Here is a 23,062-nt window from a genome sequence, read left to right on the forward strand (position 1 = left end):
TTACTAAACGCCGAACCTATCTTACTTAAAAAACGAATCCATTCTAAAAAAAGGTGATTTCTATTTATAAATTTATTTTCACCCAATCATTTACTTTTAAAAATCGGACCGTCTTTTAAGTTCAAAATTCCTCTTCTAAGTTCAGCTTATAAAAGTCGTTCGAAGTTATACTGAATTTTCGATCTTATAGACTTTAATAGGTTGAGATTTTCCTTTTACGGTAACTTCATCTAAAAAAGAATGTGTAAAACGGCTTGGATCTCTCAAAGAAGCAATCGTAACCTCACTCACAATGATCGAACATTTGAATTGTTTTGTAAGACCCTCAATTCTAGATGCAAGATTCACACTATCCCCGATCACTGTACCTTCCATACGATTTTCGTGACCTATAATTCCGAGCATCAAATGACCCGTATGAATTCCTATACCAATATCAATTGGATCTTGATTTTCTTTCTGTCTAAGTTCATTGAATTGTTGAAGCGCTTTCATCATTGCTAAAGCCGCTTCTACTGCGTTTTCTGCGCGAGCGGGAAAAATAGCCATAATCGCATCCCCAATAAACTTATCAATAAAACCGTTATGTTCTTTAATTACAGGAGCAATCATTCCCAAATAGTTATTGATAAACTGAAAGTTTTCACTCGGGGTCATCTTTTCGGAAATTGTAGTAAAACCGCGGATATCCGAAAACATCACAGTCATCAAACCTTCTGTTTGATCAGCCAATTGGGTCTCTAAAATCGATTTTTTACTCAGAAGAGAAAGAAGTTCCTTAGGTACAAATCGACTGTAAGCTTCCGACAATTGTTGTTGTGTGTAATACGCTGCTGCGTTTTCAATGGCTACCGCAATCTGATTCCCGACTACGCTTAAAATTACTTCGTCTAAAAGTTTAAAAGCATTCATCTCTGCACTTTCCACTGCAAAAACTCCGAGTAACTTGTCTTTGACAAGCAGTGGAATTGCGATTTGACTTTTTGCATCTTTCAAACCGGGAAGTTCTATTTGTTTTTCTTCTCTTCCCATGGATTGACCGATCTGTCCCGCATAACGCATCTGAGTCGTAATTCCGACCATACGCATGATTTTTTTTCTTTTAGCGACCACACCGATCACACCTTGGCCGAATTCAACCTTGGCTCCCACACCACCTTGTTCGTATCCACGGCTCGCCTTTACACTCAAAGTCTCCGTGCCTTCTTCCAGCATCAGAATCATAGCGTGTTTGAAGCCAAAAACTTCATCCATCACCTCCATGATTCGTTCAAAGATTTGCTCCAAATCAAGAGTATTGAGAATCTCCGCCGAAATGGACTGAATGATCTCTACTTCTCTTGTTTTTCGATGAAGTTTCTGATTGAGTTCCTCGATTCCTTTCTGGTTCTCTACGAATTGTTTTTTAAAATCCTCAACATCTTGATTATCGGACACGATTAAGACTCCTTAGCTTCCGTAAATTTCCGAACGGAACGTATTTCGAAAATATCTGCCGCTTTGAGTTTAAATACGTCACTCATACCGGACATAGACGCAATCGCTTCTAACTGCATTTCCATTGCATCGAAAAGTTCCCCTTCGGTTTCCGTTCTCTTATAATAAATGTCAATCAGCCAAGGTTCTAGATTTTCTGGATTTAAAACTTGGATAATCGCGTATTTATTTTCCGTAACATTCTTATGCGTTTTACCAAAAAATTGATTCGATATTGCCAAATGATCCGAATCTACTTGATACACTTGACTTACGATTGTGGCATTCGGAATTCCTTCTTTGGAACAAGTTACCATGATACTTGGAACAATACCTTGTAAACAAGGTTGTAATTCTTCTGGAATCATTTCAATTTTTCTCCTGCTTTAATTCCGGGTGATTGATCGAAAAGTTCTGATAGTTCAAACTTAACGGCAACCGACGGACGAATGATATACTTATTCCAACCTTCTCCCGCTTTGGGGCCGAAAAAAAGAGCGCTATTTTCCGCTCCCGATTCCCGAACACTTTTCATCAATTCGTAATCCGCTTCCGTACAATCCTTAATTTCCTGAACAAGTCCTTTATATTGACGCGTTTTAAAGTTCGCCATATGAGCGACTGTTACTGCAATGAGCTTATTATCGTTTATATCCTTTAAACAAGGCTCGAAGATTACCTTCGGAACCATTACCGTCATAAATTTTTGATCTTCACTGATCCGAACCCCAAATGCACGTGCAAAATGAGGTTTTAATTCAGCGTCTCTTGTAGCAATACTGATCGATAAGGGTCCAACCAGATCACCCATTTCTTCTTGGGTCAAACTCATACTTTCTAAGCCTCCGATAAAAAAACAAATTTAGATTTCGTTTCAATGGTTCTAAAAAGATGGAAGTGAAATTTTTTAAAATCGTACAAACGATCAACAAAAAACCGATTCGAATTTTGAATTACAAATTTTCGATATACTCACTCGTTTTTAGGGCCAAACAAATCCATCCTGAACTTGAAAATAGATTCGTAAATTAGGATAAAATCGAATTCGCTTTTTTTTAGCAAAATTTTATTCTTAAAAAGAATCCATTGGAAATTTCTTTTTATGATATTTGAATCCAATCGACTTACCTCACTCTAATTTTACAAGAAAAACTATTTTAGAAAATCCATTTCCGTTTGAATCAGAACCTAAAAATAGAAATTCAAAGAATCCATTTTATGATCCAAGGATTGGTTATTTTCGAACGCAAATTCAATTTTCAAACCAAGATATTTATTTTTAGAAGAAACATTTCTATTTATAATTTCTAAAAAATACATTTACTTGAACTTATATTTTCACTTTCTTTTCAACACCACAATCCGCTTAGAGTAAAAACATCTGAAATGACCCAAGTTCCTATAAAGTGTCACTTACCCAAACACAAAACACCTTTATAAAATAAAAAAGTCTTAATCCTTCAAAAAATAGGATTTAAACGATTAGAATTCAAAAGAGAATTTTTAGGGAAGCCTACTCTATGAACCTTTACCCATTGTAATAACCCTAAAAATGGAGTATGTTAAGTCCTATATTTTTCATTCCTTTTTCATTTACGAAACAACTTCCATTCTGTTTTCTGTACATTAAATCCTATGTCCGAAAGTAACGTAAAACATCTGATTTCCTGGGAAGATTGGTCGGATTCAGAAATCCTAGATTTACTAGACTTTGCAATCCACGTAAAAAAAAATCGAGTGAACTACGCAGGCCATATGAGCGGACGATCCTTGGCCATGTTATTTCAAAAAACTTCTACAAGAACCAGAGTTTCTTTTGAAGTGGCTATGACAGAAATGGGAGGTCACGGAATTTATCTAGATTGGATGGCGTCTAATTTTCAGCTTTCTGATATAGATTTAGAAGCAAGATACCTTTCTAGAAACGTTTCGGTAATTATGGCTCGTCTCAAAAAACACGAGGATCTTTTAACTATGAGAAACGGTTCTCAGGTACCATTGATCAACGGCTGTGATAACATGTTTCATCCTTGCCAGTCTCTCGCAGACATTATGACGATCGCACTTGATAAACCGGAAATTCCACTGAATCAAATTCAACTGACTTATATAGGAGTTCATAACAACGTAGTCAATTCTCTCATCGGAATTACTTCGGCACTTGGAATCCGCCTTACACTAGTTACACCCATTGCAGAAAAAGAAAATATTCATTCTCAAACCGTAGAAAGAGCCAAAGCCAAAGGAACTCTTTCTTGGGAAGAAAATCTAAAAAAAGCGATTCAAAACGCAGACTACGTCTACACGGACACTTGGTTGGATATGGAATTTTTTAATGATCCTTCCTATGCAGATAAAAAGAAACAAAGAATGGAACTTATGATGCCTTACCAGATCAATTCCTCTCTATTAGAAAAAACAAACGCAAAAGTTATGCATGATATGCCGATTCACGCGGGTTACGAAATTACAAGAGAAGTTGTACTCGGCCCTAGATCCATCATTTTTCAGCAGGCAGAAAATCGTTTAGACGCTCAGAAAGCAGTCATTCTAAAACTACTCGAAGCTTGACCTACTGAAAATCGATTTACATAGTCCCGCATTTCCGAAATCTGTATTTAGTTAAATACTTTTCAACTTCACTTACAGGCTCACCGTTTTCAATCCGAGCGATGTGAGGTTGGAACAAATCAGAATTAAAGGTACTTCCATGTCTAAATTGACTCATCCAAGAGAAGCGCTCTTCGAAGGAGAAAAGCCCTTCCCGATCATTCCTGCCTGTGAACACTTTGCAGGTTCCGAAAAGTTAATTACAAAAGCGCTCGAACTTCAAAATAAATTGGGCGGTCTTTTTGATATCACAATGGACTGTGAAGACGGTGCACAAACCGGAAAAGAAAAAGAACACGCGGAATTAATCGTCCGACTCCAAAACAGTGAACTCAACAAACATAAAATGAGTGGGGTAAGAATCCACGATTATACAAACTCTTTCTGGAAACAAGACGTAGATATCATCGTTCCTGGTGCAGGAGAAAAAATCGCATATATCACAATTCCAAAACCTACCCGTGCGGCTCAGGTAGAAGAAATGATCACCTATATTCAAAAAGCAGTTCAAAAAGCAGGAATCAAAAGAGAAATTCCGATTCACGTTTTGATCGAAACCAACGGAGCACTTCAAGAAGTGGAAAAAATCGCAGCCCTTCCTTGGTTGCAAGTTCTGGATTTCGGTTTGATGGACTTTATCTCAGGACATCATGGAGCCATTCCGGCTTCTTGTATGAAAAGCCCCGGACAATTTGAACACGAACTTTTAAGAAGAGGAAAAGCTAACTTAGTAGCTGCTGCTCTTGCAAACGGGGTGATTCCTGCTCACAACGTAACTTTAGATCTTAAAAATCAATACCAAACGTATAAAGACGCAAAACGCGCTCATGACGATTTTGGTTTTTTGAGAATGTGGTCTATTTATCCGACTCAAATTCAAGCGATCTTGGATGCAATGGCTCCAGATTATAGCGAAGTTCAAACTGCTGCAGAAATTCTAATTCAGGCGCAAAACGCAGAATGGGGACCAATTCAATACGCGGGAGATCTTCACGATCGTGCGACTTATAGATACTTTTGGGAAATTTTGCAAAAAGCTAAATTGACTGGAATTTCTATTCCCGAAGAAGCAAATAAAAGATTTTTTAGCTAATTCTAATTTTAGAATTTCCTAAATTACAAAAGCCGCAATTACTTGCGGCTTTTTTTATGAAACGAGTTTTAGATAGAAAAATTGAATCCAATACATTAAATTTTTATAAAATATTTTCTTTATAGATTCATCGCTACTCATCCTATAAAATTAAGTTTCTAAATGTTTACCACAAAGTTCGTTTTACGTAAATTCGATAGAATCCAATACAAAAACGATTGAAGCATAGATGCTCTTTCAAATTCAGCGTATCACTCCCTGAATGCCGATCTTTAGAGAAGTATTTTCGCTGAGTTTTTTGTGTCATTCAAAGCAACTCAAGCGCTTCACTTCTATGGACGCTCGACAGATCGTGTTCTATAATCAATTGAAACTAAAGACGAAATACTGTATTAACTTGAATTCGGTGTAAGAAATCCGTTTTATCCTAAGTCAATTTTTTCGTAAAAAATAAATTGTGGGAACTACTAGGAAATACAAAAAGAATCATCGTCCAATCAGATTTTTGCACAAAACCGCTGTTTTGCGGCCATCATCAAAATTTAAATTCCATTTTAACGTAAGTGTGGTGTAAAAAAAAAATTCTTAAAAGTATGAGTTCCTACAATTTTAGAATTGGTTCGTAAAATCGTGATTTGTAATAGTTCCTACATCATTTTACAAACAAACCTAAGTTTTTGTGTAGTTCCCATATTTGAATACAACAGATTCAATTGTTATATAAACTTCTACTTTATAAATTGTGGGAGTTCCCACATTTAAAGAATCAGTCTGCAAAGTTCAGATTTCAATTCTTTTCAGAATCATGGACTCCTCTACGCGAACCCACATAAAACTATGCAAAAGAATTAGTACGAGGTTTGGGAGAACCTTTGCACGAGCGGTCTCAGAACTGAAATGACAAAGCAAATGTATCGGAGTGAGGATTGCATTAGTAATCCTGAATGAATCAAAAAATCGTAATTAGGTGAAATATACTCAATCTAAGCCTGTAACCAACTAAAGCCCAATTTCAACTTTACCTAATTTATTTGATTTAAGTTTACCCGCTTTGTTAAGAAATCTTTCTTTATCTAAAGTCACAATTTGAGAGACATTTATGACCGAGTCCTTTGATAAACTCGAATCTTTTTTACTAATGAAAACATTACCTGGTGCTTCAGATAGATTTAAATTCGATGTAATTGCAATCGAAACTATTGTATTAATATTACTTTGATTAAAAGAGTCATCTTGAATTATAAGAACTGGACGTTTAAATCCAGGCTCACTTCCAAATGGAATTCCCAAGTCTACCCACCAAATTTCACCACGAATCATTTTTTAAACTCTTACGAAGCGATTCTACGGATAAGTCAGTAATATTATTTCTAGTTTCTTTGGATTTATTACTGTAGATTTTATTTAATTTCTCAGTTACAGATTCTTTACTATGAGATTGGATAAATTCTTCTAATGCTTTTGCAAATAACTGGCTTCGAGGAATCCCAAGTTTTTTAGCTATTTTCTCGGCAGCCCTAAATAACTCATCAGGAATTGAAATCGCCGTCTTCATAATGTTGGTATAACCATAGTCATACCAATGTCAACTTTAAAATAAACTGATTTTTGTTTCGAGATATGCTGCCTATGAACATTTATATTAAAGTTGTTGAAAAATTAATTCTCCATCTGTTTCCGTTAAATTGAAATAGACAATTAAAGCAATTTTGCTGATCTACATTATGCGATTTTTCAACAACTCTATTAATTACATTTTCCACTAAGAACTTGAAACACCGACTTGCAGAGCAACCATAGCGATGCATTGAATTTAAGGAGGTACTTGCTGGTTACTTGGAACGGCCTTTCCTTTAGGAAGTGAGATTGAGATTCACAAAAATGTGGGATATTACTAAGAAAATTTAACGAGACTAGAACAGTTAAATAGAATTCAATTTTAATGATTCATATCAAAAAATGTGAGAACTACTACTAAACTGAGTAGGAGAGACATGATTCAAACACTCTAGAAAAAATGAAAATTGTAGGGATTCACACGTTTTTTAAAATTCTTTAAAAAGATTTTAAGAAAACATACTTTTATTGATCATTGAATGTGAGTTTAAAATAAAAACTGAATATTTCTAAAAGATGAGTTATCGCAAATAAAAGTTTTTGAACAGGTTTTCTACGACTCGAACATACTACGATTCACTTGTTTCAAAAATTAGAATGTAGGATCTACTTCGAAAAAGCGAATAACTTTAGATTGGACACAATTTTTAAAAACTCTTTCATCTTTACAAAATCAATCATCCATTTTTGGAACTATTTTCATACGTACACAAGTATACCTTAAAGTAGTTCCTACATATTGAAAAGCCAAAGTTACTTTTTCTTACGTCTGCTACTGGCCGCTTTAATCGTTTTAGATTTTTTCTCAAAACCGTCATGTTTGTCATCAAATTGAAAATAAAACTCGAGAGATTTACCTAAGATTTTGAAAATTCTCCAGAATTCAACAACATCTAATCTGCGTTCGCCCGATTCAATTTTGGAAATATAAGATTGAGGTTCACCCAAGCGATTGGCAACTTCAAGTTGAGTAAGATGGGCGTCTTTTCTGGCAGCGATTAAATTTTTACAAAAAATTTTCGCTTCGCGTGAATGAAGTGATTTAAACAAAACGAAGAAATTCTACATTCTGGAATAGAATATACCAAAATGGGATATTTTCAGGCTGAACGTATCAATAATCATAGAACTTGTGAATTCTAACTCTCTTTAAAACTTTGAATATTATAAATTGAAAAAGTTCTGTGTTTGGAATCTTATAGAATGGAGGTCAAGTCGCTAAAACGAAAAGCAGTTTGTAATTTGGTCTTTTCAGAAATGTACAAAAATAAAACCTACTTTTCAAATTACGGATCTAAATTTCTTCGAACAGAACCAGAAAAAAGAAACAATTTAACACCTAACAATAAAAATGCGATTTATCATTTACTTAAATTCAAAATAACAGAACAACTTTTTACGAATTATTACTTAAATCTTAACTATTACATAAAGCAATATTTCTCAATCGGGGTTTATTTTAAAATTTATGTTACTCTACTGATTTCTACAAAATCGAGAATCTTAAATTTTTATTACAAAACCTTGTTCCAAAACAAAATATTCGGTACTCTTTTATATAGTTCTGGGCAATATACAAGAATCCATAGAATACAAAAGGTTTTACACCTATCGAACCTTAGACGTGTAACTATTACTACAGCTCAATACTTGCAGGTTTAGATTTTTGTTCAGCAATTAGAATACAATTCGAATTTTTAAATAGATATTCACGTATACTTTTGAATCTCAAAAAAATATAAACTAGATTGTAAACGTAAAGTTTTAACATAGAACATGCGTTAGTTGACATGAAATTCAACTTACAAATTGAACTTCTATGATAGATTGACATATAAAATCAAAAACTATGGCTAGAATCAGCTCTTTAAAATCCTACATAAATGAATTTTACATCTAACGAGTTACAAATTTACTACTCTTACGCATAAAAATAATACTACGTTGAATTTATTTAAAAACTTAGAATGTAGGATCTTCTTCAAAAAACTAACCATTCCGGGTCAGACGCAATTTTTAAATATTTCTACATCTTCGGTAAAATCGACCGTTAACTTTTAGCGCTATTTTTATACATACGAGTAGTAAACCTAAGAATCTTACTTATAAAAGTGAGTTCAAAATTTATTAGAGTTGTTGAAAAATTTCATATTGAAGATTAGAAAAATTGCTTCAATCGCCCGTTTCAATACAACGAAAACCAATGGAGAACTTATATTATTAAAGTTTAAATTATCGAAAAATTTATTTGTTAGTAGAATCGTCTAAAATCGTGGATTGCAACAAAACAGAGAAAAATACACCTAACGAAGGTAACCAGAGTAATACAATTTATCGTAAACCTTTCCTTCAATAAAAATTTTGAGAAGATCTTGATCTACGTGATTTTCCCTTGCTTCCATTTGTAAAATATCTAGAGCTCTTTCTATAGGAACGGCTCTTTTATAGGGACGATCTTTATCCGTAAGTGCATCAAATATATCGGAGATCGCCATAATTTTAGATTGAATTGGAATAGAATCAGCTGTAAGTCCTCTAGGATAACCGGTCCCATCCAATTTTTCATGATGCGCATGTGCAATGGAAGGAACCATTTTTAGATCTCCAGTCCAAGGAATTTTACTTAAAAACTGAAACGTATGTTCCACATGAGATTCAATTTCTTTTCTTTCAGCAAAATCCAAAGATCCTTTTTTGATCGTCAAAAAACCAAATTCGTAAGGAGAAATCAAAGACAACTTTTCTCCACCTGTAGTAGAATAATTTACTTTTGCAATTTCTTCCAATTTTTGAAAATTAGATTCTTCTAATATAGAAGGCTCATTGGAATCGACAACGATCTGAAACATTTGATCTAACTTTTGATATTCTACCTTAAGTTCAAATTCCAGAGAAGTCTCATAATCGGCAAAACCTACCGCCCCGTGTTTTTTTAAATAATCCGTCTTTTTCTGAAGAATTCTAGATTCTATGTCTTTTTTAATATATTCAAATCTCCAACGGATCAACTCAAGTTCATAGTCTTCCAGCTTTTTGGATTTGACCAAAACCTTTTCTCGAACCCCCACTTTTCCAAAATCATGAAGCAATGAAGCATAACGTATTTCTTTGATCTGTTCTTTCGAAAACTTGGTATTTTTATATTTACCTTCTCTGATCAAATCCACCGTTTCAGCCAAACCAACCGTAAGTACGGCTACACGAAATGAATGCCCACTTGTTGTTGGATCTCTGGATTCGATCGCATTTACGGACGCAGTCACAAAACCTTCGAAAAGAGCTTCGATCTCCTGTAAAAGATGATTATTTTGAATCGCAACCGCAGCCTGTCCCGCCACACCCATCACAAGTTGAGCAGAATAATCGTCAAAAGGAAATACGTCATTCCCTCTCATTTGTTCAAGAGTCAGTTTTTGATTAAAGTTTCTCTTCTTATTAATAAGTTGAATGACACCTACAACTTCGTTTCTATGATTTTTCATAGGAACAACGAGCATGGACTTAGTATGATAATTAGAAAGAACATCGAAATTTCTGTTGAATTTATATTCCGAATCTTCCGGTAAATTGTAAACGTCTGGAATATTTAAAATTTTTCCGGTTGCTGCAACATAACCCGCAACACTGGATTTATTAATCGGAAGTAAAAATTCTTCCGTATCAATATCCATAGAAGAAATTTTAAACCTAAGATTACGAACCAAACCTAGTTCATCTTTTTCAACGAGATATAAAGAACCCGAATCGGCGATCGCAATTTCCCTAGCGCTAAAAATAATTTCTCGAAGAAGTTTATTGATGTCTTTTTCATCGGCAAGGCTAATCCCTACTCTAGTCAGTTTAGAAATTTCATACTTAGTAGTATTCACCTTGTGTTGAAGATCAAACTGATCTGTAATCATTTGAAGTTGGGTGAACGCATTCAAAAAGGTTTTGTTAAAAACCATATCTGAAGAAGATTCCGGTAAAACTGAAAAAATTAATTCCTCTTCGATTTTTAAATCTTCCGAATGAACGTAATCTAAATTTTCGTTTAAAATAAAACGACTTAAGATCAGAGGATTTCTTTGAAATTGTTGATGAATTTCTTTTTGAGTTTTTTTGAGATCGGAAACGGTTAAATAAAAAATAACATTCAAAAACCCACTAGAATTTCGAAATAGCTCAGACTGAAAAAATTCCTTAAAATCTAAAAATTCAATTTCTAAACGACTAATAATTGGACCTAACCTTTTAACGATCGAATCTAGGTCGGTGACAATGTATTTAGGGAATTTCGGTTTCATTGATCAGGAATCAATGAAACCGTACAGGAAATATATGGGAAAGATAATTTTTTTCCTAACTTTGCAAAAAGGAAACGAAATCTATAACTTGAAATGAAAAAAGTTAAAATTCCTCTCCGACTTAAAGCATATCACAAAACTTTTCTTGAATTTACTAAAACGAGTATATCGCTTAAGGAAATTCTGAATCAGTTATTATGTCAGCCAGTCGAAGAGTAAATCATTTAAAAAAGTTTAACGTTTGAGTCCCAAAACCTCTTGAATCATCTGATCGGAAGTAGTAATCGTTCTAGAGTTAGCTTGAAAACCTCTCTGAGTCACGATCATATCCGTAAACTGATCGGAAAGATCCACATTGGACATCTCTAAAAGTCCTGCGTTGATTTTACCTCTTCCTTGGACTCCCGCCTCACCGATGTTAGGTTCTCCCGAGTTCATGGAATACGAAAACATTGTATCACCCGCTTTATCTAAACCGGCGGGATTATTAAAAACCGCAGTCGCAACTCTAGCAAGAGGCTGACGCACTCCGTTCGAAAACACACCCGTAATCGTTCCAGAATTATCGATCGAAAAAGATTCTAGATAACCCATCGTATAACCGTCTTGTTTGACAGCTTTTGTAGTAAAGTCAGAGGAGAATTGAGTGATTCCGTTTACCATTCCTGCTTCTCCTAAGTTAAGATCAAAATTTTGAATCGCAGGATTTCCAGGAATCCGAAAAGAAACTTTTGCGTTCAACTTACCGCTGTTCATCGAATCCACACCGTCAGAAACGTATACTAGTTTTCCATCCGGAGTAAAACCAAATTCTAATTCAGTGTTACCTGGAAGTTGAGTGTTTTGTCCGCCGGTTCCAGAAACATCAACGGAAAGTTGAGTTGAATCCGTCATACTCAATCTAGCCTTCCAAGTGTTATCACGAACCTTGTAAAATTCCATTTTAAATTCTCTTTGAATCCCTTGATCGTCAAATGTATTAATCGTGGTAACATGTCCCCTTCTCATCTTAGGATCTGGATCGTTAATCATCGCAGTGATTTCTTCTTGGGTTGCGTCAGGCGGAACCGCCGGAGCAGAAGAATTCAAATTGGATTTAAAATCTATCTGAGAAGTAGCCCTTGCAGGTTCTTTAGAATATACTGGAATTATAATATCTTCAATCGAAGCTGCCGAATTGATGTATTTATTTCCTTTATCATCCAGTCTAGAGTTCCAACCTTGAACCTTAAGACCATTAGCAGGGTTTACGTAGTAACCGTTTTTATCGAGGTTAAAAGCACCGGCTCTCGTATAAAATTGTTTGTCACCGTCCTTGACGATAAAAAAACCTTCGCCTGAAATCGCAACGTCCGTATTTTTACCAGTGGTTTGAAGGGAACCTTGAGTCATGATTTTATCAATCGCAGCGATCAAAGAACCCAAACCAACTTGTTGAGGATTCACACCTCCAATATTCTCTTTAGGCTCGGAAGCGCCTCTGAGCTCCTGAGAAATCATATCCTGAAACGTAACCCGTTCGGTTTTAAAACCGTGAGTGTTTACGTTGGAGATGTTGTTTCCAATGACATCCATTCGGACCTGGTGGTTCTTAAGTCCGGATACACCGGAATAGAGTGACCTCATCATAAAGTTGTTACCTCGATTATACTTTGTTTATTCGTATGAATTGCTTTTATCTTTACCCGGAAACTTCCAGTCGGAAATCTTCTTTTCGGAAGTTGTTTTTTCTTGTAATTCCGGAGTTTGTTCAGTACCAGGAACTTCGACTTCCTTCTGATTCTTGATTGAGGATTCCATAGACTTTTGTTTAGTCGTCATCTCATGAGCGTTAGACGAAATATCAAAAGGTGCTTCTTGAGGATAAACGTTAGTTCCAATCTCAGAAGAATGAGCGGGAGTTCGAGCCGGAACAGATTGTTGAGACTGACTTTGATTATAGGCGGCTTCTTGTTCTTTTAAAACAACAGGATCGCTGATAAGAGAAATTTGTTCCACGTCGATGGACCTTCCATTGACTCGAACAAAAGTTTTACCTTCTCCATCAAAGAAAAGTGCTCCTGCGATTCCGGCGATGTTTTCACCGTTCACAAAATCAGGACCGGAAACAAGTTTTCCAACGAGAGAAAAACTCTGACGATTTCCCATCTTTTGAATTCCGTTAGAAATGTTATTCATTTGTTCAAGGGAAGAGAACTGCGCCATCTGAGCGATAAAGTCCTGATCTTTAACGGGGTTCGTTGGATCTTGGGAAGAAAGCTGAGTAATGAGTAACTTAAGAAAATCGTCTTTGCCGAGAGACTTAACCGTAGAACGGATTTCGATTCCTTTGAGACCGTTTTTTTCTTCCTTCTCCAAATTTTCCATGTGGTTCCGGATATTAAAACTTCTGTCTCCTTCTAGGTAACGATTTATGTTTGCTTGTTGGCTAATGCCCGTAGTTTCTGGCATGATTTCCTCCGATCCTATACTTTCAGATCGAGCAATTTCTCGGATTTCCCATCGGTTTTTTTGGGAAAATCATTAGGCTCGGAAAAATTTTCTTCGAAAGAAAGTTCATCTTCTTCATAAAAAGAATGTTTGAAATCGGAGTTCCAATCTTCTCCAAACGCAGCTTGGAAAGAATGAGAATCTTTACCGTTTTTATCCGAGTCCGCGTTAAAAGAGAAACCATCTTCTCTTTCCTTAACTTCAATCACAAGAGATTCAAGTTCAAGACCGTTCGCTTTAAGATCCTGCTTTAAATTAGCAAGTTCGGCAACTAACTGTTGTTTAACGGTATCCGATTCTACCAAAAGCTTTCCGCGAACAACGTCTTTATCCGTAGAAATCGCAAGTGACATTTGACCTAGGTCTTTTGGATTCATGCGAATGCTTGCTTCAGTTCTTCCGTTTTCAAGAATTTGCACTCGAGCAGAACGAATCAAATTTTGAAAGTTCTGTTGAATGTCTTTTTTGGAAAGTACATTGGATTCTTTAGAAGGAAGAAATTCCTTACTAAAAGTTCCACTTTCTCGTGAACCATTTGCGGCAGTAGTTCCGACCCCTTTCACAAGAGACGAATAAGAATCGGATCGAAAAGATTGTTCTTGTCCCGATTTTCCGAAAGAATTTTCTGTGAATTGATTGAGAACGACTGCTTTAATTTCTTCCTTTGCGGCAGTCTTTAAGTTCGTGTAAGAATCCGTTTTTTTATCGCGGCTGATTTTCCATTTTTCAGAATCAAGAGCCAGTTCTTTAGAAACTTCAACTTTTGCTTCCTCAAAATCTTTATCCTTAAAAGAGTTAGAAAGACCCTTAATATTTTCTTTAGATTCTTTTTTATCTACTTCATTAAAACGGAATGTATCGGAAGAATCTTTTGCTTCGAACGATTCTGATTTTTCATAAATTTCACTTTCTTGTTTTGTAGACCGAGCTTTAATTTCCTTCAAATTTTCAAAAGAAACCAAAGATCCTTTTTCTGTATCGAGTAGGTTTTCTAATTCTTCTTTTAAAGAAACTTCGCTTAACAATTTTGTAGATTCTTCCACTTCATTTGTAAAAAAGTTTTCGATCAATTCACTTGTAGAAATCGATTCTGGGGCATTAAGAGTTTCAGTTGAATTTGTCTTTATGATTTCAGATTGTAATTCGTCTAAAATTACGGATTCAATTTCAGGATCTACGGACTCGTTAGTTTTTGTTTCCGACACCAGGAACCAAGGCAAAATATTTGCATTAGGCGCTTCTTGAGTTGTTTCAAAGTTTTCTTCTTTTGAAATTTCTTCTTCTATAGAATTTATAGAACGACGCTTTTTTTCTTCTATGATTTCAGGATCTTCCTCTTCGGGTTGTGGAAGTTCCGCTTTGGAAGACGTATTTTGAATTTCGGCCAGAGTTTCCTCTAAACCTTTTTGTGCAGATCCTTGTAAAAACTTCATCAGTTCAACAAAAGAATTTTTACCTGCTACCTCTCCCATTTTTGGAAGACTCCGCATGGATTGTTGTGGTTTAAATTCTGAAACGGATAAATCACCAGAAATATTCATACTACACTCCGCAGTATTAAAATCGATCTTTCACGGAATTCCTTGACAGTTTTTTAGATAAAGATGGCTTATGATTCGATTTTTTAGTAAAATCCTTTGCTCATACAAGTTCAATGTAAGGAATTTGTTTTTTAAAAATTTGTTTTATAGTAAAAAAATAAAATAAACGACATCTACTTCACCTAACGGTCTTTAACTTTTTTGAGACATAAATTGTATTTGAAAATGACCGATTCTTAGATAAAACCTATCTAAAATCGTTTTTGAAAATCAACGCGAGTTTGGTATAAAAAAACTGGGACGAATCAAGCAAACCAGACCACCCTTTCAGATCCAGTCAATAAATTGCATGAAAGAAACATAATATGATATTTCGTTCTTAGCTTTAATTTAGAACGCGATTCATAGAGAGCGTTGTGTTGAGTTTTCCTTATTTTTGGGTGGGGGGTGGTAAGGTTCGGAAAATTTTTCTCTATCAGAAAAACATACTTTTTGCAAATAAAAAAGACTCATTCTTGTCGGAACACTTGAAAAATGTGCGTTTTTAATTCTTCTCATTCTAAAATCCTATTCACTTGTCGGTAAGGTTATGATAGAAAGCGTTCTGCTTTAGTTCAATTGCTTTCGCATTGGATTATATCCAAATTCACGTTCGTTAATACATCTTTGAATAATTTTAAAAGATGTAATTTTATTGAGTTCGGGGTAAGAAAGAATTTTTTAAAAAATATGAGTTCCTACATTTCAGAATTTGTTTATAAAATCGCGATTTGCTGTAGTTTCCACGTTTTAAAATTTTACCGCAAAATCTTAATTTGTAAGAGTTCCCACAAATTAAGTCACATTACAAATTTTTAAACATTCATTTTTTTTGATTCAAATCTGGGAGTTCCCACATTTTACTTTTTATAGAAAATTAGGTTTTTATAAAACAAATCTCTTAGGCCGAGCTTACGTGGTTTTATAAAAATAAATTTTTCCATCTAACATATGTTAACTCTTAAAAATTTTAAAAACCTATTGATAGAGAGTTTCTCTAAAAAAGTTAACGTATCATTTAGATAGAAAAAATTTTTATCTAAAATAAACCCCTAAAGGCTTCAATTCTGCGGATAAAACAGGAATCGAAGTCGCCCAAGACCCCAAACGAACAAATACGTCTCGTTTTGTAGCCATCGGAAATCCTTCTATATCTTGAAAATGAGTCGTAAAGTGTGCGCCTTTTGCCCAAGATCCCACAATATCGGCGGTGTAGTCGTTACGGATCAGAAGTCCTTCAGAATCAAAACGATAGGATTGTTTTTTACAATGAGTGTGAAGATACGACGGAAACTCTGCCTCAATTTGAAAATCACCGTTCTCGAGTTCAAACTTTCGAACCGAGTATTCTTTTAAAATAAAAGGAATACTTACATACTGAGTAGTCGCATAACCAAAAAAATACGAAACATCCAAAGGATTCCAAAGCCTATACTTTTTTAAACCGCTAAAGCTATCCTTATAATTAGAAAGTCCAAATTCAGAAAGGTTCTCTGATATATTAACAATTCCTACTTTACCATTTTTGAATATTATTTTTTTTCCTGGATTCGGATAATCTAAAAATTCGGTTATAAATTCTTTAGGAAAGATCCTGACTTTGCCGTGTTTGTTAAAAGTTTTGCCAAGTCCTTTCAGAAAAGGAAGCGGGCCGCTTAAACTTTGAAAATAAAATTCCACAAAATCCAGACGATTCCATAATTCCCATCCACCGTAACGATTGACGATTTTTTCAAAAGGATCCATATAAAAAACAAATTTTCATCCTACTCAGAATTATATCATAGATCGCACAGTATATTGTATTGAAACAAAGTTTTGCAATAAAAATTTACAGTACTCAATTTTATAGAGAATAGTAAAATCCATTCTTTACTTTAAAAATACATACTCAACTTTTTTGTTGATCTTTAAATTAAAATTCTTACACAAAATTAAAAAAAGATTTAAAATCCATCTAAGAAGCGATCCATTCCTTTAATATACATAAGATAATCTTTAAATTTTAATATACAAATATTAAATTAAAGCCTAATTTTATTGGATTAAAAGTCAAAATCAAATAACCTATACTTCCACAGGTTATTTGATAAAAAGATCTTAAATTTAGTAACCACACTCACTCGCAGCTTTACAACTGGAGTAGGTAGAATAACAAAAGTTTGAATTGGGACAAGAATATGGAAGCGCTGCATTGTTACAACCTAAAGCAGCCCCAGCAGTATTACAAGTTAGGCTACCTGCTGCAAATACGGTAACAGTTGTAGTCTTTGTAAACGTAATAGGAGTGCTGTTGTTCGCTTTTAATTTTGCAGAGAAAGTAACCGTGGTTGCAGCCGAGATCGCCGTCAGAGCTCCATTGATCGCGCCGGTTGTAGAATTCAAGGTTAAACCTGCAGGCAGATTTGTAACTGAAAGCTCGCTAAAATTACAATTTTTGTTTTTCATCAAAGTTTCATGATTAACACTACCCGCAGAAAATTGAATTGAAAACGGAGATTTAACAGAAGTACCAACTTGCGCATTTATCGTAGACGGAATGTCCATCATCGTAACTCCGCCTGGGCAAGGTGGAGTGGAAACCTCTTGCAGCAATAACAGATCCATAATCGAATTCCCGGTGATACTACCTTCATCCTTTTTTTCATCTTCACAAGAAGCGAAAACAAGGCAGAACAATAGCAAAATTAACATTATCTTTTTCATTCGTTTTATCCTACTTGGTTTTAATTTTTAAAATTTCAATTACGCAATAAAAACGTATGTTTTTAATTCGCGTTTTTCGAAATCAAATAGGACTCACTACTATTGTTTTTTGAGGTTTTATATATTAGAGTTGTTGAAAAATTAATTCGCCATCGATTTCCGTTGTATGGAAACTGTCGATTGAAGTAGTTTTGTTAAACTCCACTATAGAATTTTTCAACAATTCTATTCAATATTTTGCGATATATTACTTAAATTTAAAGTTTCATTCCAAAATCCTTCGAAATATTTTCATTCATATTTTCTTGGGATTTATTTATATCTTATTTTCAATTTGAGACTAAATTTTCTTAACCAAGTAAATTTAAAGTCGTTAGTAATAACAAAATATCTGTATGCACATATCTCAATAATATGTGATTTTTATAAATAAAATCACATTTAAGAAAAAGTTAACATTTTGTGAAAGAATATTTCGAATTCATTTCAAAATGTGTAATTTAAAAGCGAGTTTGATTTTCTTTACCAAATACCGGAAAACTCAAAAATAGAATCAACTAACACGTCTAAAATTCTCAAAATGAAAATTGGTTTTAAAATATTAAAGAGGTCTTAACAATTTGTAGAATATCTTTTTACAATTTAAAAAGATCTTACAGTTCTATTCTCAGAACCTAACTCTGGAAGAATATTAGAGTTGTTTGAAAAATTCCATAGTGAAGATTCGCAAAATTGCTTCAATTCAACAGAAACAAATCAAGAATTAATTTTTCAATAACTCTATTAATTCAATATGCTTTTCGAACAACAAGAGAAACTATAACCGTTTTCGTTCAAGATTCTACTGAACGCATAAAAATAATACTACGCCGAACTTGTTTAAAAACTTAAAATTCTAAAAAATCTAGAATTCCGGGAAGACCAATTTTCGAGAATTTCTACGTCTTTACAAAATTGTTCGTTAATTTTTGCCTCTATTTTTATGCGTTTATAGCAGTAAATATCATTTAACAAGGTCAAAACGAGTCAATAGTGATAAAAATCTCGATTCCTTAACACAGATACAGTTTTAGTCAATACTCTTTGTTTTCAAGCTGCACTTTTTTCTTGCAGCAACGAGATAGATGATTTGAGTTGTTTATCAAAGAGTTATGAGGAAAAATTAAGAATGAAAATACTTAAATGGATTTTGGGAATCATCGGAACATTCGCTCTATTTTTAGTCGTCACCTTTTATGCTGAAACTCCTAAATATGAATACAAATCTGTTCCCTTATATTCAAACTTCGACAGTTATTATCGGGAAAAACTTCAAATCAGTCGATCTAAAAAAGTAAGACCTGGCAACGAAGAAAAATTAGTGAGATATTCTGCGGATAAAACCGATTTCTCAATCCTTTATATCCACGGCTTTGGAGCATCTCGCGCAGAAGGAGAAGAAGTTACAGATCAACTCGCAAAAGATTTCAAAGCAAATCTCTACTATGTTCGTCTTCCCGGTCATGGAACTAATTTAGAAAATCATAGAGATACAACTTTTGAAGAAATTTTACAGGACTCTGAAACGGCTTTTTTAGAATGCGAAAAACTAGGTAAAAAAACGATTCTAATCGGAACTAGTATGGGAGGGTTGATTTCTACATACCTAGCAGCCAAATATCCTGAAAAAGTTCACGCTTTAGTTCTTGTTTCCCCTTTTTACGATTTTACAAATCCATTTAGTGTTATTTATCAATTTTCTTGGGGTAAAGATTTTGCTAATATAGTAATGGGAAAAATTCGTAAATCTACAGAAGAAGAAAAACGAAATCCAGCCAGCGCTTTCTGGTATAGAGATCAATATCTCGCAGCGGTTCAAAATTTATCAGACTTAAGAGAGTTCATCTTGGGAACTGATCCATTTTCCAAAATTTCCTCTCCTACTTTATTGTTCTACTATTATAAAAACGAAAAAAATCAAGATGTGTCCGCTTCCGTCTCATCTATGTTAAACGCATTCAAAAAAGTAAATGAAAACGGAAAGGCAAACCCATTGAACAAAGCGGTAAAAGTAGAATTTGGAAATCACGTATTATTTTCCAAATACATGAAAAGTGATAAAGACCTGATTTTAAAAGAAACAGAAACTTTCATCCAAAATGTATTTTCTTTAAATAAAAATTTATCCCACAATTGATACCTTATCAACTTGTGTATCTGTAAATGTTGTGATAAAGCGTAGAGGAACTCAGTAGAGCGCGTTCTATATTCAGATTTTGTCCCAAATCCTTAACACCAATCCATAGAGAGGTGTTGAGTTACTTCGAACGCCTATAGAAGCGGGACACTGAGTTTCTCGAATAACCCTTAGAAAGTGAGATTGGGTTTCACAAAAATGTGGGAACTACTACGAAAATTTAACGAGATTAGAACTACTCGAAAGTTCGTAAATTACCAAATGCGACTTAATTTGTAGGAACTACTGCATTTTATTAAAAATTTCTAAAGAATTATTGTATAAAATTCTTTGAGATTTTGGGGCAAGCTCTCAATTGAAACTAAAGGCAAAATATTGTATTATGTTTCTTTCATACAATTTATTAACTGAAGCCGAAAGTTCTGTCCGGTAACGCCGATTCGGCCCCGGTTTTCTGATTCTGAATTTACATTATTAAAGTATAAACTATTGGACTGAGTATTTCTTTATTATATAGTTCCGAAATAATAAAATGCAATAGCTCCTACATTTTAAGGTAAGTGAATAAGAGTACCATAAACTTTTAGGCACCTAAAATGTAAAAATTACTATAAAATGATTTTTTGGTAAGATGACGTTCGCCAAACAGTAATTTCATACAAAAACTGAATTTGGACGATCATTTTTTTTGGGGCTTTATAGAAAGCGAATCCCCATAAGGTATTTGTAAGATATATCTTATCTGCCCTCATTACTCAATAAGGGCAGATCGGATTGTTTTATCTTTTCCGTTTTTTAGCAGCCGTTTTTTTCCGAGCTACTTTTTTCTTAGCCTTAGCTTTTGGTTTCATTTTAGCTTTTTTAGCGGAAGATTTTTTCTTAGCCGCTTTCTTTTTTGCAGGGCTCTTTTTCTTAGCAGGGGCTTTTTTCTTGGCCGCTTTTTTAGGTGCTGCTTTTTTCTTAGCAGGAACCGCCACGGCACTCAACGATTTTTCAGCAAAGACCAAAGCGTCCTCAGCCAAGTTAAGCCAGTCTTGTTCAAATTCTGCCGGAATCTGAAGCCAATCTTTCATGGCTTTATTATTACCGGAAGGATCAAAAAGTTTTGCCCCCGGATAACGAGAAATGATCTCGGCGATCTTTTCCGCTCCGAGCTTGAGCACTAAACTTCCTTCGAAAAAAGCGGCAAAAGGTTTTCCTTCTAAGTTTAAAGAAGTTAAACCGAACCACTTTCCGGAAGTAACTTCGTTGTGTTTGGATTGAAAGTTATCAGAAAAGGTTTCAAAAAGAAATAGTGACATGCGCCAAGAAGAATCCTTTTCGGTCAGTTTTCAAGAAATAAATCTTTCTTATCAATCTAACCAGAGATTTACGATACTAGCTCCGTAAATTTTTGGAAAGGTCCGAACCATCGACCGGTGAACTAAAATGATTTCTCCATCGGATCCCAGATCCCAAAGAGATCCCCTTAAAAAAACGTTCATCCCATGAGTAGCTCCAGATTTTAAAATCCTCCCGGCAAGTGCATATTTAAGCCAGGCCTCTCCTTCCGAAATTCTATGTACGTCTTCCAGACGAATATCGGTTGGATTTTTTGAACCGTTATAACCTTTCCAAACCTCGGACATAGCCCCATCCGGAGCCACATAAGAGGGAACGACTACAAAATTCACATTCTGTTTTTTGAATATTTCGTAAACTTCAGGGTACCAAGAATCTGCACAAACTAATACTCCAATTTTACCCATTGGACTTTGGATAATTTTTAGATTTTTGAGAGTAGAAGCTGCCACAAAGGATTTTTCGTCTTCTATTGGATATATTTTTTCGGGAGAGTTTTCGGCTACTCTACCATCTGGTAAAAAAACGTAAGAAACGTTTTTTAAGGCCCCATTTCTTATTTGAATTTTACCTTCTAAAATATAGGGTTCCGGAAGAAGAATCGATCCCGCTACAATGGTTACTCCCCATTTTTTTGCCATACCCGAGAACGTATTCGAGTAAATAGATAACATCTTTTCCGCTTTCATTCTAAAAAGTGCGTCTCTGATTTTATCCTTTCCTTGTGCTTTGAAAAAATTGAAAATAAAACTTACTGGATTACTCAAAATAAGGGTTCGCATCGAATCTTCGAGTTTGTCCGACTTGACCACAGAAGTTTTTTCTCCTGCGACCACAAGCCAAGTTCCTAAATATTCCGGAAATACTACGATCGTTTTCGGATTGATATAACCGTTCTTACTTGCTTCTTCGAGATAAGATTGAATTTTTTTCGAAAAATTGATTTCATTCGAATAATCGATAGGATACATCCAGGGTTGAATGCCGAGAAGATTTCCTTTTTTTAGGTTCTTTCCAAAACTCTCTATTCTTTTCAATCTAGAATCCGGAGTCTGTTCCCAAGAGGAGCGATCCGTATAAGACCAAATTCCGTAAAGTATAAGGATCAAAAAAAGAAAATAGAATAGATAACTTCTTTTAAAAAACATCTGGCTTAACCTTATAAAATCTTAGTTCACTCCAACAATTTAACATGAGTTTGACGAATAAAAAATTTCTGTAGACGGCATTCAACTTAGAACTCCTACATTTTCAAGTTTTTACTGTAAAACCAAGACTGGTGGGAGTTCCCACATTTAAAGAATCAGTCTGTTCAGATTTCAATTCTTTCCAGAATCATTAGCTCTTTACGCCAAGCTCACTGCATATTATTTTTTTTAATACAATTTATTAACCGGAGCTGAACGCGCAATCCGCAGCACCGAATTCGCTCATCTTACGCTGAAGTTATATTATTGAAGTATAAACTAATGTAAGTTCTTCGCAAGAGATTCAATTCGTTTTATAAAAACCTGATTTTTCCATAAAAATAAATTGGAGAACTCACAAAACTTTAACAACATTAGAGCTACTCGAAAGCTCACAAATTACCAAATGCGACCTTAATGATAGAAACTACTACATTTTATTAAAAATTTCTAAAGAATCATTACATAAAATTCTTCGAGGTTTTGGGATAAGCTCTATG

The 23,062-nt window shown here is 34.5% G+C and carries 18 protein-coding genes; 4 read left to right on the plus strand and 14 right to left on the minus strand.

Translation table 11 applies throughout. From position 1 onward, the window contains the following. Positions 1-165: 165 nt before the first annotated feature. The 3 genes from BW942_RS08585 to BW942_RS08595 are packed head-to-tail and all read right to left on the minus strand — an operon-like array spanning position 166 to position 2,308. A complete protein-coding gene (locus tag BW942_RS08585) occupies positions 166-1,437 on the minus strand; it encodes an adenylate/guanylate cyclase domain-containing protein (RefSeq protein ID WP_001974549.1) in 1,272 nt (423 codons plus the stop codon). A gap of 2 nt (positions 1,438-1,439) precedes the next feature. After that, positions 1,440-1,844, minus strand: coding sequence for a pyridoxamine 5'-phosphate oxidase family protein (locus BW942_RS08590; RefSeq protein ID WP_001974506.1), 405 nt, complete (start codon positions 1,842-1,844; stop codon positions 1,440-1,442). Further along, the gene (locus tag BW942_RS08595) at positions 1,841-2,308 is read right to left on the minus strand and encodes a hypothetical protein (RefSeq protein WP_000060053.1); all 468 of its coding nucleotides are present in this window, start codon (positions 2,306-2,308) and stop codon (positions 1,841-1,843) included. Before BW942_RS08595 ends, BW942_RS08590 begins: the two co-directional genes overlap by 4 nt. A gap of 803 nt (positions 2,309-3,111) precedes the next feature. Here BW942_RS08595 and BW942_RS08605 point away from each other — a divergent pair. Continuing rightward, positions 3,112-4,047, plus strand: a complete 936-nt coding sequence (locus BW942_RS08605) for an ornithine carbamoyltransferase (RefSeq protein WP_000004530.1) — start codon at positions 3,112-3,114, stop codon at positions 4,045-4,047. Between the two features lie 139 nt (positions 4,048-4,186). Beyond that, complete coding sequence (locus tag BW942_RS08610) at positions 4,187-5,179, plus strand: HpcH/HpaI aldolase/citrate lyase family protein (RefSeq protein ID WP_000041092.1); 993 nt, start codon at positions 4,187-4,189, stop codon at positions 5,177-5,179. Positions 5,180-6,178: 999 nt separating this feature from the next. Here the strand turns inward: BW942_RS08610 and BW942_RS08615 are convergent. The 3 genes from BW942_RS08615 to BW942_RS08625 all read right to left on the minus strand — a co-directional run bounded on the left by BW942_RS08615 (position 6,179) and on the right by BW942_RS08625 (position 7,846). Then, positions 6,179-6,499, minus strand: a complete 321-nt coding sequence (locus BW942_RS08615) for a type II toxin-antitoxin system PemK/MazF family toxin (protein WP_000617907.1) — start codon at positions 6,497-6,499, stop codon at positions 6,179-6,181. Continuing rightward, on the minus strand, positions 6,486-6,734 hold the full coding sequence (locus tag BW942_RS08620) for a ribbon-helix-helix domain-containing protein (RefSeq protein ID WP_000844758.1): 249 nt from the start codon (positions 6,732-6,734) through the stop codon (positions 6,486-6,488). Before BW942_RS08620 ends, BW942_RS08615 begins: the two co-directional genes overlap by 14 nt. An 815-nt stretch (positions 6,735-7,549) precedes the next feature. Then, positions 7,550-7,846, minus strand: a complete 297-nt coding sequence (locus BW942_RS08625; RefSeq protein WP_000477061.1) for a helix-turn-helix domain-containing protein — start codon at positions 7,844-7,846, stop codon at positions 7,550-7,552. A gap of 153 nt (positions 7,847-7,999) precedes the next feature. Here BW942_RS08625 and BW942_RS21440 point away from each other — a divergent pair, with 153 nt between their 5' ends. Further along, the gene (locus tag BW942_RS21440; RefSeq protein WP_000453263.1) at positions 8,000-8,458 is read left to right on the plus strand and encodes a hypothetical protein; all 459 of its coding nucleotides are present in this window, start codon (positions 8,000-8,002) and stop codon (positions 8,456-8,458) included. Positions 8,459-9,099: 641 nt separating this feature from the next. On the opposite strand, the gene BW942_RS08635 is transcribed toward BW942_RS21440, so the two are convergent. The 6 genes from BW942_RS08635 to BW942_RS08660 all read right to left on the minus strand — a co-directional run bounded on the left by BW942_RS08635 (position 9,100) and on the right by BW942_RS08660 (position 17,858). Further along, a complete protein-coding gene (locus tag BW942_RS08635; RefSeq protein WP_000802798.1) occupies positions 9,100-11,082 on the minus strand; it encodes an HD domain-containing phosphohydrolase in 1,983 nt (660 codons plus the stop codon). Between the two features lie 234 nt (positions 11,083-11,316). Continuing rightward, complete coding sequence (gene flgE, locus BW942_RS08640) at positions 11,317-12,711, minus strand: flagellar hook protein FlgE (protein ID WP_000986372.1); 1,395 nt, start codon at positions 12,709-12,711, stop codon at positions 11,317-11,319. A gap of 27 nt (positions 12,712-12,738) precedes the next feature. After that, positions 12,739-13,533: a flagellar hook capping FlgD N-terminal domain-containing protein gene (locus BW942_RS08645; protein ID WP_001115367.1), complete on the minus strand. Its 795-nt coding sequence runs from the start codon at positions 13,531-13,533 to the stop codon at positions 12,739-12,741. A gap of 14 nt (positions 13,534-13,547) precedes the next feature. Continuing rightward, positions 13,548-15,113, minus strand: a complete 1,566-nt coding sequence (locus BW942_RS08650) for a flagellar hook-length control protein FliK (RefSeq protein ID WP_001026923.1) — start codon at positions 15,111-15,113, stop codon at positions 13,548-13,550. 1,074 nt (positions 15,114-16,187) lie between these two features. After that, a complete protein-coding gene (locus BW942_RS08655) occupies positions 16,188-16,898 on the minus strand; it encodes a hypothetical protein (protein ID WP_000371201.1) in 711 nt (236 codons plus the stop codon). Positions 16,899-17,258: 360 nt separating this feature from the next. Continuing rightward, entirely contained in the window at positions 17,259-17,858 is a 600-nt protein-coding gene (locus tag BW942_RS08660; protein WP_000723318.1) for an Ig domain-containing protein, read from the minus strand. 1,168 nt (positions 17,859-19,026) lie between these two features. Between BW942_RS08660 and BW942_RS08665 the strand changes: the two genes are divergently transcribed. Beyond that, entirely contained in the window at positions 19,027-20,034 is a 1,008-nt protein-coding gene (locus BW942_RS08665) for an alpha/beta hydrolase (protein WP_000698133.1), read from the plus strand. A 779-nt stretch (positions 20,035-20,813) separates the two neighbouring features. Here the strand turns inward: BW942_RS08665 and BW942_RS08670 are convergent. Beyond that, positions 20,814-21,335, minus strand: a complete 522-nt coding sequence (locus tag BW942_RS08670; RefSeq protein WP_000051773.1) for a hypothetical protein — start codon at positions 21,333-21,335, stop codon at positions 20,814-20,816. Positions 21,336-21,386: 51 nt separating this feature from the next. Further along, positions 21,387-22,523 (minus strand): nitrilase-related carbon-nitrogen hydrolase, encoded by a 1,137-nt coding sequence (locus BW942_RS08675; RefSeq protein WP_000465532.1) that lies wholly within the window; start codon positions 22,521-22,523, stop codon positions 21,387-21,389. Positions 22,524-23,062: the final 539 nt, after the last annotated feature.

This window comes from Leptospira interrogans, assembly GCF_900156205.1.
GTDB lineage: Bacteria > Spirochaetota > Leptospiria > Leptospirales > Leptospiraceae > Leptospira > Leptospira interrogans.